17 protein-coding genes are annotated in these 19,522 nt (G+C 37.9%); 16 read left to right on the top strand and 1 reads right to left on the bottom strand.

All coding sequences use genetic code 11. The annotated features are described in order from the left end of the window. The first annotated feature begins 271 nt into the window (after positions 1-271). The 3 genes from RV04_RS09925 (at position 272) to argS (ending at position 4,801) form a co-directional block, all read left to right on the top strand. Positions 272-1,618 carry a cation:dicarboxylate symporter family transporter gene (locus tag RV04_RS09925; RefSeq protein ID WP_084405603.1) on the top strand — a complete coding sequence of 449 codons (1,347 nt, stop codon included), beginning with the start codon at positions 272-274 and terminating at the stop codon, positions 1,616-1,618. A 134-nt stretch (positions 1,619-1,752) separates the two neighbouring features. Further along, the gene (gene argF / locus RV04_RS09930; protein ID WP_071858309.1) at positions 1,753-2,766 is read left to right on the top strand and encodes an ornithine carbamoyltransferase; all 1,014 of its coding nucleotides are present in this window, start codon (positions 1,753-1,755) and stop codon (positions 2,764-2,766) included. Between the two features lie 343 nt (positions 2,767-3,109). Beyond that, complete coding sequence (gene argS, locus RV04_RS09935) at positions 3,110-4,801, top strand: arginine--tRNA ligase (protein WP_071858310.1); 1,692 nt, start codon at positions 3,110-3,112, stop codon at positions 4,799-4,801. A gap of 108 nt (positions 4,802-4,909) precedes the next feature. On the opposite strand, the gene RV04_RS09940 is transcribed toward argS, so the two are convergent. Next, the gene (locus tag RV04_RS09940) at positions 4,910-5,389 is read right to left on the bottom strand and encodes an arginine repressor (protein WP_071858311.1); all 480 of its coding nucleotides are present in this window, start codon (positions 5,387-5,389) and stop codon (positions 4,910-4,912) included. 388 nt (positions 5,390-5,777) lie between these two features. On the opposite strand from RV04_RS09940, the gene rpsB reads away from it, so the two are divergent. The 13 genes from rpsB to RV04_RS10005 all read left to right on the top strand — a co-directional run. Then, the gene (gene rpsB / locus RV04_RS09945; RefSeq protein ID WP_071858312.1) at positions 5,778-6,575 is read left to right on the top strand and encodes a 30S ribosomal protein S2; all 798 of its coding nucleotides are present in this window, start codon (positions 5,778-5,780) and stop codon (positions 6,573-6,575) included. Between the two features lie 79 nt (positions 6,576-6,654). Further along, a complete protein-coding gene (tsf, locus tag RV04_RS09950; RefSeq protein WP_071858313.1) occupies positions 6,655-7,539 on the top strand; it encodes a translation elongation factor Ts in 885 nt (294 codons plus the stop codon). A 128-nt stretch (positions 7,540-7,667) separates the two neighbouring features. Continuing rightward, positions 7,668-8,390, top strand: coding sequence for a UMP kinase (pyrH, locus tag RV04_RS09955; protein WP_071858314.1), 723 nt, complete (start codon positions 7,668-7,670; stop codon positions 8,388-8,390). 1 nt (position 8,391) lies between these two features. Then, a complete protein-coding gene (frr, locus tag RV04_RS09960) occupies positions 8,392-8,949 on the top strand; it encodes a ribosome recycling factor (RefSeq protein WP_071858315.1) in 558 nt (185 codons plus the stop codon). A gap of 212 nt (positions 8,950-9,161) precedes the next feature. Next, the gene (locus RV04_RS09965) at positions 9,162-9,962 is read left to right on the top strand and encodes an undecaprenyl pyrophosphate synthase (protein ID WP_071858316.1); all 801 of its coding nucleotides are present in this window, start codon (positions 9,162-9,164) and stop codon (positions 9,960-9,962) included. Next, entirely contained in the window at positions 9,959-10,753 is a 795-nt protein-coding gene (locus tag RV04_RS09970) for a phosphatidate cytidylyltransferase (RefSeq protein ID WP_071858317.1), read from the top strand. Before RV04_RS09965 ends, RV04_RS09970 begins: the two co-directional genes overlap by 4 nt. Before the next feature lie 164 nt (positions 10,754-10,917). After that, complete coding sequence (rseP, locus tag RV04_RS09975; protein ID WP_071858326.1) at positions 10,918-12,186, top strand: RIP metalloprotease RseP; 1,269 nt, start codon at positions 10,918-10,920, stop codon at positions 12,184-12,186. Between the two features lie 132 nt (positions 12,187-12,318). After that, complete coding sequence (locus RV04_RS09980) at positions 12,319-16,662, top strand: PolC-type DNA polymerase III (RefSeq protein ID WP_071858318.1); 4,344 nt, start codon at positions 12,319-12,321, stop codon at positions 16,660-16,662. A gap of 167 nt (positions 16,663-16,829) precedes the next feature. Continuing rightward, positions 16,830-17,303 (top strand): ribosome maturation factor RimP, encoded by a 474-nt coding sequence (rimP, locus tag RV04_RS09985; RefSeq protein ID WP_071858319.1) that lies wholly within the window; start codon positions 16,830-16,832, stop codon positions 17,301-17,303. 53 nt (positions 17,304-17,356) lie between these two features. Then, positions 17,357-18,532 carry a transcription termination factor NusA gene (nusA, locus tag RV04_RS09990; protein WP_071858320.1) on the top strand — a complete coding sequence of 392 codons (1,176 nt, stop codon included), beginning with the start codon at positions 17,357-17,359 and terminating at the stop codon, positions 18,530-18,532. 18 nt (positions 18,533-18,550) lie between these two features. After that, positions 18,551-18,847, top strand: coding sequence for an RNase P modulator RnpM (rnpM, locus tag RV04_RS09995; protein WP_071858321.1), 297 nt, complete (start codon positions 18,551-18,553; stop codon positions 18,845-18,847). Then, positions 18,840-19,142, top strand: a complete 303-nt coding sequence (locus RV04_RS10000) for a L7Ae/L30e/S12e/Gadd45 family ribosomal protein (protein WP_071858322.1) — start codon at positions 18,840-18,842, stop codon at positions 19,140-19,142. Before rnpM ends, RV04_RS10000 begins: the two co-directional genes overlap by 8 nt. 12 nt (positions 19,143-19,154) lie before the next feature. Beyond that, the coding region (locus RV04_RS10005; RefSeq protein ID WP_211271192.1) for a translation initiation factor IF-2 N-terminal domain-containing protein at positions 19,155-19,522 on the top strand (368 nt) is incomplete at its 3' end.

Below are 19,522 nucleotides of genomic sequence, written 5' to 3' on the forward strand. Positions count from 1 at the left end.
GCGCTATTTAATTTTTATACTTTAGTTGTAAGTGACCATTAATTGTAAAGGGGAGTTGAAGCTATGAATAAGGCGTATCAATGATTTTGATTAGGAATTAAACTTAGAGTTTCTAAGGATCGTGATTCGTTTTTTCAATGACTTCCAACTAGTCATGTGAAATTCGTCACTTACGAAAGTAAATGTATATATTATTGAAAATCATTCCTTAGCACTCAAAGAAAGATCGTGGATCTTTATTAAACAAATCGAAATGAAATGGAGTGGTTAGGTGTTGTTAGCAGGAGCTTTTCTAATTATTATGGGATCGTTATATGGACTGATCTATTTAAAAAAGAAAAAATGGGCCTTTTCTAAACGTGTGGTATTAGCGATGGCGCTCGGTATTATTTTAGGATTAATTTTTAATCAAGTATTGTCTCAAGCAGATGGCATAATCTTAGCTGATTGGATTGGAATAGTTGGGAGTGTCTATGTTAAATTATTGCAGATGATTGCTGTTCCATTGATTTTTGTCTGTGTGCTGTTGGCATTTACTAAAATCGAGATCAAGACGAATGTATTAAAGGTAGGAATGACGATCATTAGTACATTGATCGTTACTGCAGGAATTGCTGGGATGATCGGAATCGTTACCGGTTATTTTTCAAAGATCGATGGGAATTCATTCAATATCTCGCAAACTGCTTTGCATTCCGCCAACGAAATTCAACAAAATTATGTTGCAGGCGGTGAAAAAACCTTAACGATGCCGCAAAAAATCATTGCAATTTTCCCATCGAATCCTTTTTTTGACCTGACAGGACAACGAGCAAGCGCAACGCTAGGTGTAGTGATTTTTGCCTTCTTTTTAGGGGTAGCTTATTTAAAAATCAAAGATAAAAAAGTGAAAGAAGCAAAATTATTTAAAGATATTTTAGACAGTGCTTACGAAATCATCATGTCTGTCGTTCGTTTGTTTATTTCTTATGCTCCATATGCGGTCTTGACGATCATGATTGCTACGATCGTCAACAATGATGTGACCGCAGTATTGAAGTTAGCGCAATTTTTTGCGGCCGCTTATATTGGAATGTTTATTATGTTTTTGATTCAGTTAGCCATTTTAGCTATTTGTGGCTTACCACCTGTGCGCTATCTTCAAAAAGCGTTTCCGGTTTTATCCTTTTCATTTATTACAGCTTCAAGTGCCGGATCGATGCCTATGAATATTGAAATGCAAGACGAATTAAATATTCCCCGTGGCGTCTCTGGTTTAGCGGCTTCCTTTGCCACCTCGATGGGGATGAATGGTTGTGCTGGTGTATATCCGGGATTAATCATCTCGATCGTAGCGCTGACCCAAGGAATCAATCCGTTATCGCCACAATTTTTATTGTATGCCGGTTTTATCATTGCTATGACTTCTTTTGGTATTGCAGGAACGGGCGGCGGTGGAACCGTTGCGACTATTATCTCATTGTCTGCTCTAGGTTTACCGGTTGGATTAGTCGGTGTTTTCATTGCAGTCGAACCACTGATCGATATGGGGAGAACGGCGATCAATCTAAACGGGGGAGTCGTGGCAAGCGCTGTAACTTGCAAATTAAATCGAATCAAATTATCTCAAGTAAAATAAAAGCTAGCGTCGAAGAAATTCGACGCTATTTTTTTGCATTAAATTTCAATTACACGGTTGATTTTTCTTTTTTATTCGTATAATATGAATAAAAATACATTTTAAAAGCATTTAGACAGAAACGGGGTGCTGTTATGGAAAATATTTTTTATGGAAAAAGCTATTTGAAAGAAATCGATTTTACAAAAGATGAATTGCTTTATTTGATTGATTTTGCTAGACATTTAAAAGAATTAAAGCAAAAAAATATTTCGCATCACTATTTATTAGGAAAGAATATTGCATTACTATTTGAAAAAACGTCCACACGAACACGAGCTGCATTTACCGTTGCTGCGAATGATTTAGGTGCTAAAGCCGAATATCTAGGAAAAAATGATATCCAATTTGGAAAAAAAGAGTCGGTCGAAGATACAGCTAAAGTCTTGGGTAGTATGTTTGATGGGATAGAGTATCGAGGATTTTCTCAATCCATCGTTGAAGAATTAGCCGAATATTCCGGTGTTCCGGTTTGGAATGGACTTACAGATGAATGGCATCCAACGCAAATGTTGGCTGATTTTTTGACGATCAAAGAACATTTTGACAGATTAACAGGATTAACTTTGGCTTATGTTGGCGACGGTCGTAATAATGTCGCTCATTCGCTTTTGGTCACTAGTGCTATTTTAGGAGTGAATATTTCAATCGTCACGCCCAAAAGTCTTTATCCTGATCCTGAATTGATTTCATTAGCAAAAAAGTATGCTACAGCAACGAACAGTACAGTGTCAGTGACAGATGATATTGATCAAGGTGTTAATCAAGCAGATATCATTTATACAGATGTTTGGGTATCGATGGGTGAGGAAGAACAGTTTAAGGAGCGAATCGATTTGTTACTTCCATATCAGGTCAATCAACAGTTAATGGCTAAAACACATAATCCGGAAACGATTTTTTTACATTGTTTACCCGCCTTTCATGATTTAGCAACGGATGTGGCTAAAGAAGTTCAAACAACGTATGGTTTGTCAGAGATGGAAGTGACGGATGAAGTTTTCCGCAGTAGCAAGGCGTTACACTTTCAACAAGCTGAAAATCGTCTACATACGATCAAAGCAGTTATGGCAGTAACGCTGGGAAATTTATTTATTCCAAAAGTATAAAATTTTGATACGTGACTAGCCAGACATCATTTTTTCTGTTAGTATGAATGCCAGATAAATCATTCATCGATGAAAAAGAGAAGTCTATGGTCTGTTTCAAAGCGAATTCGGGAAGGTGAGAGCCGAATAAACAAAAATAGAGGGCGCGCTTTTGAGATGAACCGGCAGCTACCGTTATAGCCTGAGTAGGTCGAATTACGACAATAAGAGTGGTACCGCGGGAAATTCTCGTCTCTGATGCATGATGCATCAGGGATTTTTTTTTCGCTCGTTTTACTTACAAAAGCTCGTACACGGAACTGAGACAATCACGGATAGTTGTATTTCAAGGGAGGAAATTTGGATGAATAATAAAGAAATCGTTGCACAAGCCGTATATGAAGTAGTAGAAGAACAATTAACTTTAGCAGAAGTTGAACGTTTGCTTGAAAATCCTAAATCAGTCGATCATGGAGATGTAGCCTTTCCAGCATTTTCATTAGCAAAAGTTTTTCGTAAAGCACCACAACAAATCGCCGCGGAATTAGCAGAAAAAATTAATCCAGACGCATTTGAAAAAATCGAAGTAGTAGGGCCTTATCTAAATTTCTTTATGAAAAAAGAAGTGATCTCAAGCATGGTTCTAAAAGAAATCGCTAAAGAAGATCAAAGTTTTGGAGATAGCAACATTGGTAATGAAGGCAATGTTACGATTGATATGTCCTCACCGAACATCGCTAAACCAATCTCAATGGGCCATTTACGCTCCACAGTGATCGGTAATTCGATTAGCCTGATTCTTAGTAAAATCGGTTATAACCCAATCAAGATCAATCACTTAGGTGACTGGGGGACGCAATTTGGTAAATTGATCGTTGCTTATAAAAAATGGGGCTCTGAAGAAAAAGTCAAAGCCGAACCAATCAATGAGTTGTTGCGTCTTTATGTAGAATTCCACGAAAGAGCAGAAGAAGAACCAGAATTAAATGATGAAGCTCGTGCATGGTTCAAAAAACTAGAAGATAACGATGAAGAAGCTTTAAGCTTATGGAAATGGTTCCGTAGTGAATCACTAAAAGAATTCAATAAAATCTACGGTATGCTAGAAATTGATTTTGATTCATTCAACGGCGAAGCGTTTTATAATGACAAAATGGATGAAGTCGTCACTTTATTAGAAGAAAAACACTTACTACAAACCAATGAAGGCGCGGAAATTGTTGATCTTGAAAAATATGGGTTGAATCCTGCGTTGATCAAAAAATCTGATGGTGCAACACTTTATATCACGCGTGATTTAGCAGCGGCTTTATACCGCAAACGTGAATATAATTTTGTGAAGTCATTATACGTCGTAGGGAATGAACAAAGTGGTCATTTCAAACAATTAAAAGCGGTCATTAAAGAATTAGGCTTCGATTGGTCAGATGAAATGGTCCATGTACCATTCGGTTTGATTACAAAAGATGGCAAAAAATTATCTACACGTAAAGGAAAAATCGTTCTTTTAGAAGAAGTGTTGAATGAAGCCAAAGATTCGGCATTAGCACAAATCGAAGCGAAAAATCCTGATTTACCAAATAAAGAAGAAATCGCTAATCAAGTTGGTGTTGGTGCCGTTGTATTTCATGATTTGAAAAATGATCGCCTAAACAATTTTGACTTTAGTTTAGAAGAAGTCGTTCGTTTTGAAGGTGAAACAGGCCCGTACGTTCAATATACGCATGCGCGTGCGATGACCGTTTTAGGAAAAGCGGACTTCACGGTCGATCCAGAAGCAGTTTATGCACTAAATGATGCAGACAGCTGGGAAATCATTAAATTATTACAAAGCTATCCAGAAGTTGTGATACAAGCAGCGGAACAATATGAACCATCAGTGATTGCCAAGCATTCAATTAAATTAGCTCAAGCATTCAATAAATATTATGCTCATACAAAGATTTTGGTCGACGACGAACAAAGAGATGCTCGCCTAGCGTTAGTCCATGCTGTAACAGTAATCTTAAAAGAAGACCTACGTTTATTAGGGGTTCATGCTCCAAACAGAATGTAATAAAAATGAGAGAGACAACGGATCTGACGAGCCGTTGTCTTTTTTTGTGAGCTACTAAAAAAACGATCCGAAATTATCAGGATCGTTTTTCATTAGTGAGGCATCAGTTTAGTTAAAAATAGATTGCTGTGTGGGATCTCTTAAAAATTCTGTTACTTTCTCTGCGTCAGTGGACGTACGAGAGATAATGATGATTGTATCGAAACTAGCCATCGTAGCAACGATGTATTCACTGGAAAGATCATCTAAAACAGCCGCTAGTAAATGTGCATTGTCAGGTAAAGTATTTACGATAGTCATGAATTGAACAGTGTCGACTTTTACGATCACTTCATCTGTCATCCGAATTAAACGCTTGATATCATCGTCTTCAGTCGGAACTTGATGTTCTTGAAATAATTCAAAGCGGGGCTTGCCAGTCTCATCGATTGTTTTGACAATCTTTAAATCACGGATATCTCTTGAAATTGTTGCTTGGGTTGCCGAGACGCGTTGAGCATTGAGATAATCCATTAGTTCATTTTGATTTCGAATAGGATTTTCAGAAATAATTTGTTTGATTAATTCGTGCCGGTCTTTTTTTCGCATAAAAATGCTCCTTACTTAATAGTAATGAACTAATTTTTGTTTGAAATTAGTCAGAATCAAGTCATTATCAGTTCTTTAAATCAAGGAATAACACAGAGTTGCCACGTCTTCAATGACATAAAATGATAATACAAGATAATATTTATGCATTCAGTATAGCAGAAAAAGTTTTTTTAAGCAGTATTCCACTATAAATATTAAACATGAAAAGTGGAATAAAAAGATTGATTTATTATAATTAGTCTTGTATAATTACTAATTGTGTGTAGGCGACTACATATAAAAAATCCACATTCTGACTTGATTTATAAGGCGGTGCTGCTTGTCAGTTCCTTATAAAGAAGAGAGTAGAAGAGGAAAACAAAAAAACCAATTGGAGGAAACACAAATGTCAGTATTGTCTATGAAACAATTACTAGAAGCCGGCGTACACTTCGGTCACCAAACTCGTCGCTGGAACCCAAAAATGAAGAAATATATCTTCACAGAAAGAAACGGAATCTACATCATTGACTTACAAAAAACAGTTAAATTAGTAGATGCTGCTTACGATTACATGAAAGATGTTGCTGAAGACGGCGGCGTTGCATTATTCGTAGGAACTAAGAAACAAGCTCAAGAAGCAATCAAAGAAGAAGCTATCCGCGCTGGTCAATACTATGTAAACCACCGTTGGTTAGGTGGAACTTTAACTAACTGGGATACAATCCAAAAACGTATTGCTCGTTTGAAACAAATCAACGCTATGGAAGCTGACGGTACTTTCGAAGTATTGCCTAAAAAAGAAGTTGTTGGTTTGAACAAACAACGTGAACGTTTAGAAAAATTCTTAGGCGGTATCGCTGATATGCCTCGCATCCCTGATGTTATGTATATCGTTGATCCTCGTAAAGAACGTATTGCTGTTCAAGAAGCTCAAAAATTAAACATCCCAATCGTTGCAATGGTTGATACAAACTGCGATCCAGACGAAATCGACGTAGTTATCCCTTCAAATGACGATGCTATTCGTGCCGTGAAATTAATCACTGCTAAAATGGCTGATGCATTCATCGAAGGAAACCAAGGTGAAGATCAAGTAGCAGAAGCAGACTTCGCAACTGAAGATGGCGGACAAGCGACTTCAATCGAAGAAATCGTTGATGTAGTGGAAGGCAACAATAATTCTACTGAATCAGCTGAATAATTTCGTAGCATATGCTGCTTCAAAGTAAATATTATCCTTTGAAGCAGCTTTTTTTATAAAACCTAAGGAGGCCCTTAAAATGGCAGACGTAACAGCTAAAATGGTAAAAGAACTACGCGACATGACTGGCGTAGGTATGATGGATGCTAAAAGAGCATTAGTAGAAGTAGAAGGCGATATTGAAAAAGCTGTCGATCTTTTACGTGAAAAAGGTATGGCTAAAGCAGCTAAGAAAAATGACCGTATCGCTGCTGAAGGTTTAGCTTCAGTTGCAATCAACGGAAATACTGCTGCAATCGTAGAAGTGAATTCTGAAACGGACTTCGTTTCTAAAAATGAAATGTTCCAAGATTTAGTTAAAGAAATTGCTTCTTTAGTTGCTGAAAACAAACCAGCGGATATGGATGCTGCAATGAAATTAACTAACTCTAAAGGTGAAACTTTAGAATCTGCATTAATCGAGGCTACTCAAGTTATTGGTGAACGTATTAACTTCCGTCGTTTTGAAGTTGTTGAAAAAGACGACAACGCTGCATTTGGTGGCTACTTACACATGGGCGGACGTATTGCTGTGTTAGCTCTATTAAACGGTACAACTGACGAAGCTGTAGCTAAAGATGTTGCTATGCACGTTGCTGCAATCAACCCTCGTTATGTTGATGAAAGCCAAATTCCTGAATCAGAATTAGAACACGAAAAAACTGTCCTAACTGAACAAGCATTAAATGAAGGCAAACCTGCTAACATCGTTGAAAAAATGGTTGTTGGTCGTTTGAATAAATTTAAAGCAGAAATCGCTTTGGTTGACCAACCATTCGTTAAAGATCCTGATATGACTGTTGAAAAATATGTATCTTCTAAAGGTGCTACAGTTGCAAGTTTCGTCCGTTTTGAAGTCGGCGAAGGTATTGAAAAACGCGAAGATAACTTTGTTGAAGAAGTTATGAGCCAAATTAAAAAATAATTCTGTTTAACGAACAGACGGGAACGCATATAACTGTGCGCTCCCTTTTTTTAAGCAAATTCAAAATAGGCCCGCTTCAAGAACAGAATATGCTAAAATATCAGTAGAGTGACAGTGGAGGTATTGTGATGAATGAACCAAAATATAAACGTGTAGTATTGAAACTCAGCGGAGAAGCTTTAGCTGGCGATGAAAAATTCGGGATCAACCCACCTGTGATCCAAGAAATCGTTGAAGAAATCAAAGAAGTCCATGATTTAGGTATCGAAATGGCAATTATTGTTGGTGGAGGAAATATTTGGCGTGGACAAATCGGTGCTCAAATGGGTATGGAACGTGCACAAGCAGACTATATGGGGATGTTGGCAACTGTTATGAATGCATTGGCATTACAAGATGCATTAGAAAATATCGATGTCCCAACGCGTGTTCAAACATCAATCGAAATGCGTCAAATCGCTGAACCGTATATCCGTCGCAAAGCAGAACGTCACCTTGAAAAAGGCCGGATTGTAATTTTTGCTGGAGGAACAGGGAATCCTTACTTCTCAACAGATACAACTGCTGCTTTGAGAGCGGCAGAAGTAAATGCGGATGTTATCTTAATGGCGAAAAATAATGTTGATGGTGTATATTCAGCAGATCCAAAACTTGATGAAAATGCCGTGAAATATGATGAATTAACCCATTTAGATGTAATCTCAAAAGGGTTGCAAGTCATGGATTCAACAGCTAGCTCATTAAGTATGGATAATGATATTCCACTTGTTGTATTTAACTTAAATGAAACTGGAAATATTAAACGGGTCGTGCTCGGAGAAAATATCGGGACAACCGTAAGGGGGAAATAATATGGCAGATACAGTAATGAATGAAGCAAAAGATAAAATGAAAAAAGCACAAGAGGCCTTACAACGTCAATTGGGTCAAATCCGTGCTGGGCGCGCGAATGCAAGTTTACTTGACCGTATCTCAGTAGATTACTACGGAGTACCGACACCAGTAAATCAAATGGCTTCTATCACAATTCCCGAAGCACGTGTTTTGATGGTGACACCATTCGATAAAAACATGATCAAAGATGTTGAAAAAGCGATTTTAGCTAGTGATATTGGTTTAAATCCAGCCAATGACGGCAACGTGATTCGTTTAGTGATTCCTCAATTAACAGAAGAACGTCGTAAAGAATTAGCTAAAGAAGTAAAAAAAGAATCTGAAGGAGCTAAAATTGCTGTGCGTAATATTCGTCGTGATGCGATGGACGATTACAAAAAACAACAAAAAAATGGCGATTTAACTGAAGATGATTTACGTGGTCTTGAAAAAGACATCCAATCATTAACTGATGACAATATCAAAGCAATCGATGAAATCGTCTCAGAAAAAGAAAAAGAATTATTAGAAGTATAAGGATACACAATCAAAACCTAAAGAATTTATTCTTTAGGTTTTTCTTTTTTTTTGATCAAAATCGAAAATCAGCCAGTACACTATTTGGCTGAATCATTGAAAAAGGCTAAAGGAATCGAAATTCCCATAGGAATCACCTACGTTTATTGATATAATGTCAGATGACTTTTCAAAAGTATTTGATTACTTATATTAATGAAGGAGGAAAAAACATGGTTTTACGATTTTTCCCACAAAAACAAAAATATACTCCGGAAGCAACCTCGCTTGTTTTTAACCATGAAGGAGCCATTCCGAAACATATTGCGATTATAATGGATGGAAATGGACGTTGGGCACAGAATCGGCGACTACCAAGAATTGCTGGTCACAAAGAAGGTATGGAGACGGTTAAAAAGATTACGAAGCACGCGAATCGTTTAGGCGTAAAGGTGCTAACATTATATGCCTTTTCAACCGAAAACTGGAAACGACCAGAAGAAGAAGTCAGCTTTTTGATGCAACTACCAGTAGATTTTTTTGATACTTTTGTGCCAGAATTAATTGAAGAAAATGTTCAAGTGCAAGTGATGGGCTACGAAGAATATTTGCCTACACATACTCAAGATGCAGTGAAACGAGCAATCGAACAAACGGCTCAAAATGATGGTTTAGTCTTGAATTTCGCTTTGAATTACGGTAGCCGGGCAGAAATCGTTACGGGAATCAAAGAAATAGCCCAGGAAGTAAAAGCAGGAACTCTGGCTGTCGATTCAATCAACGATGATGTCGTGGGGGATCATTTGATGACCGGTTTCTTACCCAAAGAATTACGTGATCCAGAATTAGTGATCCGTACGAGTGGTGAAGAACGAATCAGTAATTTCTTGCTATGGCAATTAGCCTATAGTGAGTTGTATTTTACCAAAGCTTTGTGGCCTGATTTTGACGGGGATCATTTGGAGGCGGCAATCGCTTCATTCCAACAACGAAATCGTCGCTTTGGGGGATTAAATAAGGAGGAAAATAAATGAGACAACGTGTTATTACTGCAGTCATCGCGTTAGTGATCTTCATTCCGATATTATATGTCGGGGGAGTGGTACTAGAAGTAGCGGCAGCTGTATTAGCGGGAATCGGTGTGTACGAATTATTCCGCATGAAAGGATTAGCGATCCTAAGTTTTGAAGGAGTGCTCTCCATATTAGGTGCAGTTTTTCTAGTTTTACCGGCAGAACGCTGGATGCCTTTTTTAAGTGGGGATAACAGCAATTTTATGATGTTTTATTTGACAGTAATGATTATTTTAGGATTTTCAGTAGTATCTAAAAATACGTATACGATCGATGAAGCTGGATTTCCAGTCATCGTAAGTTTATATGTTGGAGTTGGATTCCAAAATTTAGTTACTGCTCGTGCAAGTAGTTTAGCCATTTTATTGTTTGCGTTCTTTATCGTCTGGTCGACAGACATCGGCGCCTACATGATTGGACGTCAAATTGGTAAACATAAGCTTTGGCCAGAAATTTCACCCAACAAAACGATTGAAGGTGCATTAGGTGGGATTGCTTCAGCAGTCGTCGTAGCAATCATCTTCTTCTTAGTGCAACCAGCTGTTTTTCATCATAATTTAGTAACGATCATTATTTTTACATTGATTTTTTCAATCGTCGGTCAATTTGGCGATTTAGTAGAATCAGCAATCAAACGTCATTATGATGTAAAAGACTCAGGAAATATTTTACCCGGCCACGGGGGGATCTTAGATCGATTTGATAGTATGTTATTCGTCTTTCCGATGATGCATCTACTAGGTTTATTCTAAAAGAGCGGAGACGCTCTTTTTTTATACTAATAAAATAATAAATGACGTTCTAAGAGATCGAGTAATTTTAAATTTTCTATGAAATCATGAGGAATGGAATCAATTTTTTTGAGACTATGATAAACTAACGTTAAGAAACTCAAGAAAGTAGGATTAAGATAATGATACGTACGATAATTACGTTTTTGATTGTTTTTGGTGTTCTTGTCATCGTTCATGAATTTGGGCATTTCTTTTTTGCCAAACGAGCAGGAATCTTAGTTCGAGAATTTTCGATCGGGATGGGTCCGAAATTAATTGCCCATATGGCTCAAGATGGGACAACCTATACACTCAGACTATTACCAATCGGCGGCTATGTTCGAATGGCAGGTTTAGAAGATGAAGAAACAGAATTAAGTCCTGGGATGCCGCTTTCAGTAGAATTGACACCTAAAAATGAAGTGAAGCGAATCAATGTCAGCAAAAAAGTGAACTTGCCTAACAGTATTCCAATGGAATTGATCGCAGCGGATTTGGTCGATGATTTAACAATCAAAGGTTATGTGAATGGTGATGAAAGTCAAGAGACTCTCTATCACGTTCAACACGATGCAACAGTCATCGAAGAAAATGGAACTGAAGTGCGCATCGCTCCAAGAGATGTTCAATTTCAATCAGCAAAACTAGGCGCTCGGATTATGACGAATTTTGCTGGTCCGATGAACAATTTTATTTTAACGATTATTTTATTTATTGCTTTAGCCTTTTTGCAAGGCGGCGTGGCAGATTACAATACGAACCAAATCGGTGAAGTTCAAGCTGGAAGCCCAGCAGCTGTAGCTGGCTTGAAAGATAATGATACGATTGTTTCGATCGATGGGAAAAAAATCAATAAATGGGAAGATTTGACGAACTCAGTCACTAAGAAACCAGGTGCAAAGCTTTCAGTGGTCATTGATCAAGATGGTAAACAAAAGACAGTGGAGATGACTGCAAAAAGTGTCAAAAGTAATGGAGAAAAAATTGGTCAAATCGGTGTAGCTCCTTACTACAAGACGGGCTTTGGTGATAAAGTTATTGGTGGTTTGACTCAGTCTTGGGATATGACCAAACAGATATTCAGTGCACTAGGTTCCCTTTTCAGTGGGTTTAGTCTGGATAAACTTGGTGGTCCGGTAATGATGTATCAAATGTCTTCAGAGGCTTCAAAACAAGGAGTGAAGACAGTAATTTACTTAATGGCGTTACTATCGGTCAATTTAGGGATCGTGAATCTATTGCCGATTCCAGCCTTCGATGGTGGGAAAATTTTATTGAACTTTATTGAGGGCATCCGTGGGAAACCCCTTGATCCCGATAAAGAGGGCATGATCACAATGATCGGTTTTGGGTTTATTATGTTCTTAATGATCTTAGTTACTTGGAATGATATCCAACGCTTCTTTTTTTAACTGAGGGAACGTTTAGTTTGAACAAGCAAAAAAGGTTTGAGACATTAACTTGTCACAAACCTTTTTCTAATGCAATCATAAAAAAAAACAGGTATACTGGAACATACTTGAAAAAGTGAAGGAGATGCCATTTTGTCTAAAAATCGTGAATTGTTCGAAAACTTATTACGACAAATTGAACTGGCTGAAGCAGAACAACAACACCCGATGATCCAAACATCAGAGATCAAAGAAGTTGTCGTGCATGAAAAATCGCGGGTATGGGAATTTTTTATCCAAACACCAGCGATTTTACCAGCTAAATTATTCCATGTGTTTTACCAAAAATTACAAATCGCATTTCAACCAATCGCGAAAGTAAAATTACATATTGTCCCACTCAAAAATCAATTTTCAGAGGAAGCATTGCAACAATACTGGCAATTTGCTTTAGGGGAACAAGATTGTGATACCCCTTTAGTGAAACAAGTCTTAAGCAAAACATTGCCTCTGGTTCAAGAAAAAAAAATCGTTTTGCTAATTGATAACGAAACCGTAATCCCATTTTTGAAGCAACAATACTTACCATTGATTGAAGAAAATCTTGTTTCCTATGGCTTCCCACATTTACGGATCGATCCCGAAGTTGATAAAGAGCAAGCAGATAAGAAATTGAAAGAATTTGAAGTTCGGAAGCAAGAGCAAGCCCAAGCAATGCAAGAGCAAGCTGCAGCAAGTTTAGCGCAATATGAATCGAAGAAAAAAGAGAAGAAGGAAAGTGCCACCCATTTTGATGGTCCAATCCAAATGGGTCGTAATATTCCTGCCGACGAAGCAATCACTCCGATGAGTAATATCATCGAAGAAGAACGTCGCATCACGATTGAAGGTTTTATTTTTGATAAAGAAGTCCGTGAATTACGTTCTAAACGAAAAATCCTGATTTTAAAAATGACAGACTATACGTCATCGTTTGTAGTGAAGAAGTTTTCGAATGGGGAAAAAGACGAAGCTATTTTCGATGCCATCTCAAACAATAGTTGGATCCGTGTTCGAGGAAGTGTTCAAGAAGACACCTTTATGCGTGATTTAGTTATGAATGCGCAAGATATTCAAGAAGTAAAACACCCAGAACGTCAAGATACTTCTACCGAAAAAAGATCTGAACTACATTTGCATACGAATATGAGTACGATGGATGCGATCAACAGTGCCTCGGATTTAGTTACTCAAGCAGGTAAATGGGGACACAAAGCAATTGCTATTACCGATCATGGCGGCGCACAATCGTTCCCAGAAGCGCATGCGGCAGGAAAAAAAGCTGGCGTAAAAATTTTATATGGTGTTGAAGCCAATGTTGTTTCAGATGGGGTGCCCATCGCCTATAATGATGCACATGTGTCATTGACGGATGCTACTTATGTCGTATTCGATGTGGAAACTACTGGTTTATCGGCTGTCTATGATACGATTATTGAATTAGCTGCGGTGAAGATGCATAAAGGAAACGTAGTTGAAACATTTGAAGAATTCATTGATCCAGGACATCCGCTATCTGAAACGACGATTAATTTAACTGGAATTACGGATGAAATGGTTCGCGGATCTAAACCGGAAAAAGAAGTAATGGAACTATTTGAAAAGTTCTGTGACGGTGCGATCTTAGTAGCCCACAACGCTACGTTTGATATCGGTTTTATTAACACAACTTATGTTCGTCATGCCATGGAAGAGACACCTAATCCTGTTATTGATACATTGGAGTTAGCACGTTACCTATATCCTGAATTCAAACGGTTTGGATTAGGCGTATTAACGAAAAAATTTGGGATCAACTTGGAACAACATCACCGAGCTGTCTACGATGCAGAAGCAACGGGCCATTTAGCTTGGATTTTTGTTAAAGAGGCAATTGAAAAGCACGAAATGAATTACCATGATCAATTGAACGATCATGTAGGTGAAGGTGATTCTTACAAGCGGGCTCGACCATTCCATGCAACGATTCTAGCGAAAAATCAAGCAGGTCTAAAAGACTTATTCAAATTAATTTCAATGTCAAATATTGATTATTTCGAACGTGTCCCTCGGATTCCTCGTTCACAGTTAAATAAAATGCGTGAGAATTTATTGATCGGATCTGCTTGTTCTCAAGGTGAGATTTTTGAAGCAATGATGCAAAAAGGGGTAGAAGAAGCGAAGAATCGCGCGACTTTTTATGATTACATCGAAGTCATGCCTAAAGCTGTGTATGCTCCTTTGATTGAACAAGAATTGGTCAAAAATGAAGCGGATTTGGAAGATATTTTACGTAACTTGATTCAAATCGGGAAAGAATTGAATAAAACAGTTGTTGCAACAGGTGATGTTCACTACTTAAACAAAGAAGATGCGATTTATCGTAAAATTTTGATTAGTTCCATGGGCGGAGCAAATCCATTGAATCGCCACAGTCTTCCGGAGGTTCATTTCCGGACGACAGATGAAATGCTGCAAGCATTTAGTTTCTTAGGGCCTGAATTAGCCAAAGAAATCGTGATCGATGGACCGAATACGATCGTTGATACGTGTGAAGAAATCGTTCCAGTGAAGGATGATTTATATACACCTAAGATTCCTGGCTCAGAGGAGGAAATCAAAAAGTTAAGTTACGATCGCGCACGTGAATTGTACGGTGATCCTTTACCAGATATTATCGAAAAACGACTTGAAAAAGAATTGACTTCGATCATCGGGAATGGTTTCTCGGTTATCTATTTGATTGCTCAAAAGCTCGTTCATAAAAGTAATGCGGACGGTTATTTAGTTGGTTCACGTGGATCAGTTGGTTCAAGTTTCGTTGCAACAATGACCGGGATCACGGAAGTAAATCCTTTACCACCGCATTATTATTGTCCAGAGTGTCAATACTCAGAATTTTTTGAAGACGGTTCTTATGGTTCTGGTTTTGATATGCCAGAAAAAGCGTGCCCTAATTGTGGCGCACGTCTGAATAAGGACGGACATGATATTCCCTTCGAAACGTTCTTAGGTTTCCATGGAGATAAAGTTCCCGATATCGATTTGAACTTCTCAGGTGATTACCAAGCGGAAGCCCACAACTATACAAAAGTATTATTCGGCGAAGAGTATGTTTATCGCGCTGGAACGATCGGTACAGTTGCCGAAAAAACAGCTTACGGTTTTGTTAAAGGATATGAACGGGATCATAATTTGAATTTTCGAAATGCCGAAGTGGATCGATTAGTTAAAGGGGCTACAGGAGTAAAACGTACAACTGGACAACACCCGGGTGGGATCATTGTTATTCCTGATTATATGGATGTTTATGATTTTACACCGATCCAATATCCAGCGGATGATCGAAACTCAGAATGGAAAACCACGCACTTTGATTTTCACTCGATTCATGACAATGTATTAAAACTAGATATTTTGGGACATGATGATCCCACAGTGATTCGGATGTTGCAAGAATTATCCGGTGTTGATCCTAAAACGATCCCAACAGATGATCCAGAAGTTATGAAAATTTTTTCGGGTCCACAAGTATTGAATGTCGAACCTGATCAGATTTATTCAAAAACCGGAACATTAGGAATCCCTGAATTTGGAACGCGTTTTGTTCGCGGAATGTTAGAAGAGACAGCACCTACGACTTTTGCAGAATTATTACAAATCTCAGGTCTTTCTCACGGTACGGATGTTTGGTTAGGGAATGCTGAAGAATTGATCAGTCGTGGCGAGGCCAATCTTGCAGAAGTAATTGGTTGTCGGGATGATATCATGGTCTACTTGATCCATGCGGGACTGGATAGCGGAATGGCTTTTAAAATCATGGAAACCGTCCGTAAAGGTCAATGGAATAAAATCCCTGATGAATTACGCGAAACATATCTTTCAGCGATGAAAGAAAACAATGTTCCTGATTGGTATATCGATTCGTGTTCAAAAATCAAATACATGTTCCCGAAAGCCCATGCAGCAGCGTATGTATTGATGGCCTTGCGGGTGGCTTACTTTAAAGTCTATTTCCCGATTCTTTATTATTGTGCCTACTTTTCTGTCCGGGCGGATGATTTTGATTTAGTAGCAATGGCTAAAGGTAAAGATGCCGTTAAAGCATCGATGAAAGCCATCACTGATAAAGGCATGGACGCTTCGACGAAAGAAAAAAATCAATTGACTGTTTTAGAATTATGTAATGAGATGTTGGAACGGGATTTCCATTTTGGGATGATTGATCTATACAAATCGGATGCCCAAGACTTTGTGATCGATGGCGATACATTAATCGCGCCTTTCCGAGCGGTTCCTGGTCTTGGCTTGAACGTAGCCAAACAAATCGTTGAAGCACGTAAAGATGGTATTTTCTTATCAAAAGAAGATCTTGCTTCACGAGGGAAAGTTTCCAAGACGTTGATTGAGTACATGGATACCCATGGAGTGTTAAAAGATTTACCTGATGAAAATCAATTGTCATTATTTGATATGTAAAGAAAAAGATAAATTCAAGTTTGAAATGAAAGAAAGCTTGGTTTTGAAAATGACACGGTTGAATTTTCAAAAAATTTATGCTACTATAAATAAGTAATCATAGACAGATGGTGAGTGAGCGGAATTTTCGCTCACTCTTTTTAATGGAATAAAAGGAGGCTGACAGTTTGAGCAGTGTAGTCGAAACAGTGACTGACTTAGTAACACCAATTTTAGATGAACAAAATTTTGAGTTGGTCGAAGTGGAATTCGTCAAAGAAGGAAAAAGTTGGTTTTTGAGAGTATTTATTGATAAAGAAGGCGGTATTGATATTGAAGAATGTGCCTTCGTTAGTGAAAAGCTTAGCGACAAATTAGATTCGATTGATCCTGATCCAATTCCGCAGGCGTATTTCTTTGAGGTGTCTTCACCTGGAGCAGAACGCCCATTGAAGAAAGAAACGGATTATCAAAAAGCGATGGGACAGTACATCAATGTTTCGCTTTATCAAAATGTCGATGGTGAAAAACAATATCAAGGTTTCTTGAAAGAACTAACAGAAGATGAATTAACATTAACTGTTAAGATCAAGACACGTACGAAAGACATTGTTTTTGATCGTAAAAACATTGCGAAAGCGCGTTTTGCAATTGAATTTTAAATGTTAACGGTCATTTTAATGATGTGTTAATTTGAACTAGGAGGAAGTAAACAATGAGTAAAGAAATGCTTAATGCGCTTGATACTCTAGAAGCAGAAAAAGGTATTTCAAAAGAAATCGTGATCGACGCATTAGAGGCAGCTTTAGTATCTGCTTATAAACGTCATTATGGACAATCACAAAATGTTGAAGTGGATTTCAACGAGAAAAAAGGCGATATCCACGTATACGCTGTAAAAGAAGTGACGGAAGAAGTCATGGACTCACAATTAGAAGTATCACTAAAAGATGCAATGTTAATCAACCCTGCATATGAAATTGGAGATACTATTCGTTTTGAAGTGACACCAAAAGACTTTGGTCGGATTGCTGCTCAAACAGCGAAACAAGTCATTTTACAACGTGTACGTGAAGCTGAACGTAATATCATTTATAACGAATACAGTGCCTATGAAAATGATATTATGCAAGGTGTAGTAGAACGCCAAGACAATCGCTACATCTATGTAAACTTAGGAAAGATTGAAGCAGTTCTTTCAAAACAAGATCAAATTCCTAATGAACATTACAAACCACATGATCGCATCAAAGTATATGTTTCTCGTGTAGAAAACACATCAAAAGGCCCACAAGTTTTTGTGAGCCGTAGTCATCCAGATTTATTACGTCGTTTATTTGAACAAGAAATTCCTGAAGTCTATGATGGAATCGTCGAAATCGTCAGCATTGCTCGTGAAGCGGGAGACCGTGCAAAAGTTGCTGTTCGTTCTACTGATCCTAACATTGATCCTGTTGGAACATGTGTGGGACCAAAAGGACAACGTGTACAAGCAATCGTTAATGAGCTAAAAGGCGAAAATATGGATATCGTTGAGTGGAATGAAGATCCTGCAGTATTCATTGCGAATTCTTTAAACCCTGCTCAAGTCGAAGATGTTATCTTTGATGTCCGTAATACAAAATTCTGTACAGTAGTCGTACCTGACTATCAATTATCACTAGCAATTGGTAAACGTGGACAAAATGCCCGTTTAGCTGCAAAATTAACTGCTCACAAAATCGACATCAAATCTGAATCTGATATGGAAGAATTTTATGCTAACTATGATGAGTCAGCTGTCGAAGAAGTAAAAGAAACAGAAGTAAAAGATGAGGCAACAACTGACGCTGTCGAAGAAACAGTCGTAGCAGATGATGTCCAAACAAATGTTTCTGATTCAGAAGAATAGGTATTGGAGGACAAGCAAATGAAAAAGCGAAAAGTTCCTTTGCGTAAATCGGTCGTTTCCGGTGAAATGTTCCCTAAAAAAGATTTGATCCGTATTGCTAAGTCAAAAGAAGGCGAAGTTTCGATTGATCCTTCTGGTAAGAAACCTGGACGTGGCGCTTATGTAGCGTTGGAGCCTACGGAAGTAGAAACGGCTTGGAAAAAGAAAATCTTAGACCGTACGTTAGAGACCGACTTAAGTGATGAATTTTATCAAGAATTACTTGATTATGTGAAACACCAAAAAGCCAGAAAAGAGCTCTTTAGTAATGGATAAGCAAAAGGCCTTGAACATGTTAGGCCTTGCGATGCGTGCAGGCAAACTGATCACAGGAGAAGAATTGACGATCAATGATATTCGTAAAAATAAAGTTCGTTTAGTGATCGTCACTACTGATGCGAGTGAAAACACTCAGAAAAAATTACTAGATAAAAGTAAGTACTATAAAACGACATGTTTTGTCGAATTTACTCAAGGAGAGATTTTAGGTGCAATTGGAAAACCTCGAAAAGTAATCGGGGTTTTAGACCAAGGGTTCGCCAACAAAATTATGTCGCTAATAACAGGTTAGGAAGGTGATTGCATGGGAAACAAAAGAGTATACGAATTTGCAAAAGAAGTGAATCAATCGAGTAAAGATGTTGTAGAAAAAGCACAGACTTTAGGTATTGATATAAAAAATCATATGGGTTCGTTGTCTGGAGACGATGAATCAAAATTGAAACAGGCTTTTTCTAGCAAGACGCAAACTACTACTCCAGCAAAACCATCAGCTAACCAGCACGAAAAACCAAAATTTCAAGGGAAGAGCTCAAAGAATAACCCAAACTTCCAGAATAGAAAAGGGACTAAAGACTTGACACAAAATAATAATCAGAACAACTCAGCGAACGCAAACCGTTCGAACCAAGGACAACAACGTCCAACACAAAACAATACAAATAATGCAAA

The sequence above is a fragment of the Enterococcus hermanniensis genome (assembly GCF_001885945.1).
GTDB classification, from domain to species: domain Bacteria; phylum Bacillota; class Bacilli; order Lactobacillales; family Enterococcaceae; genus Enterococcus_A; species Enterococcus_A hermanniensis.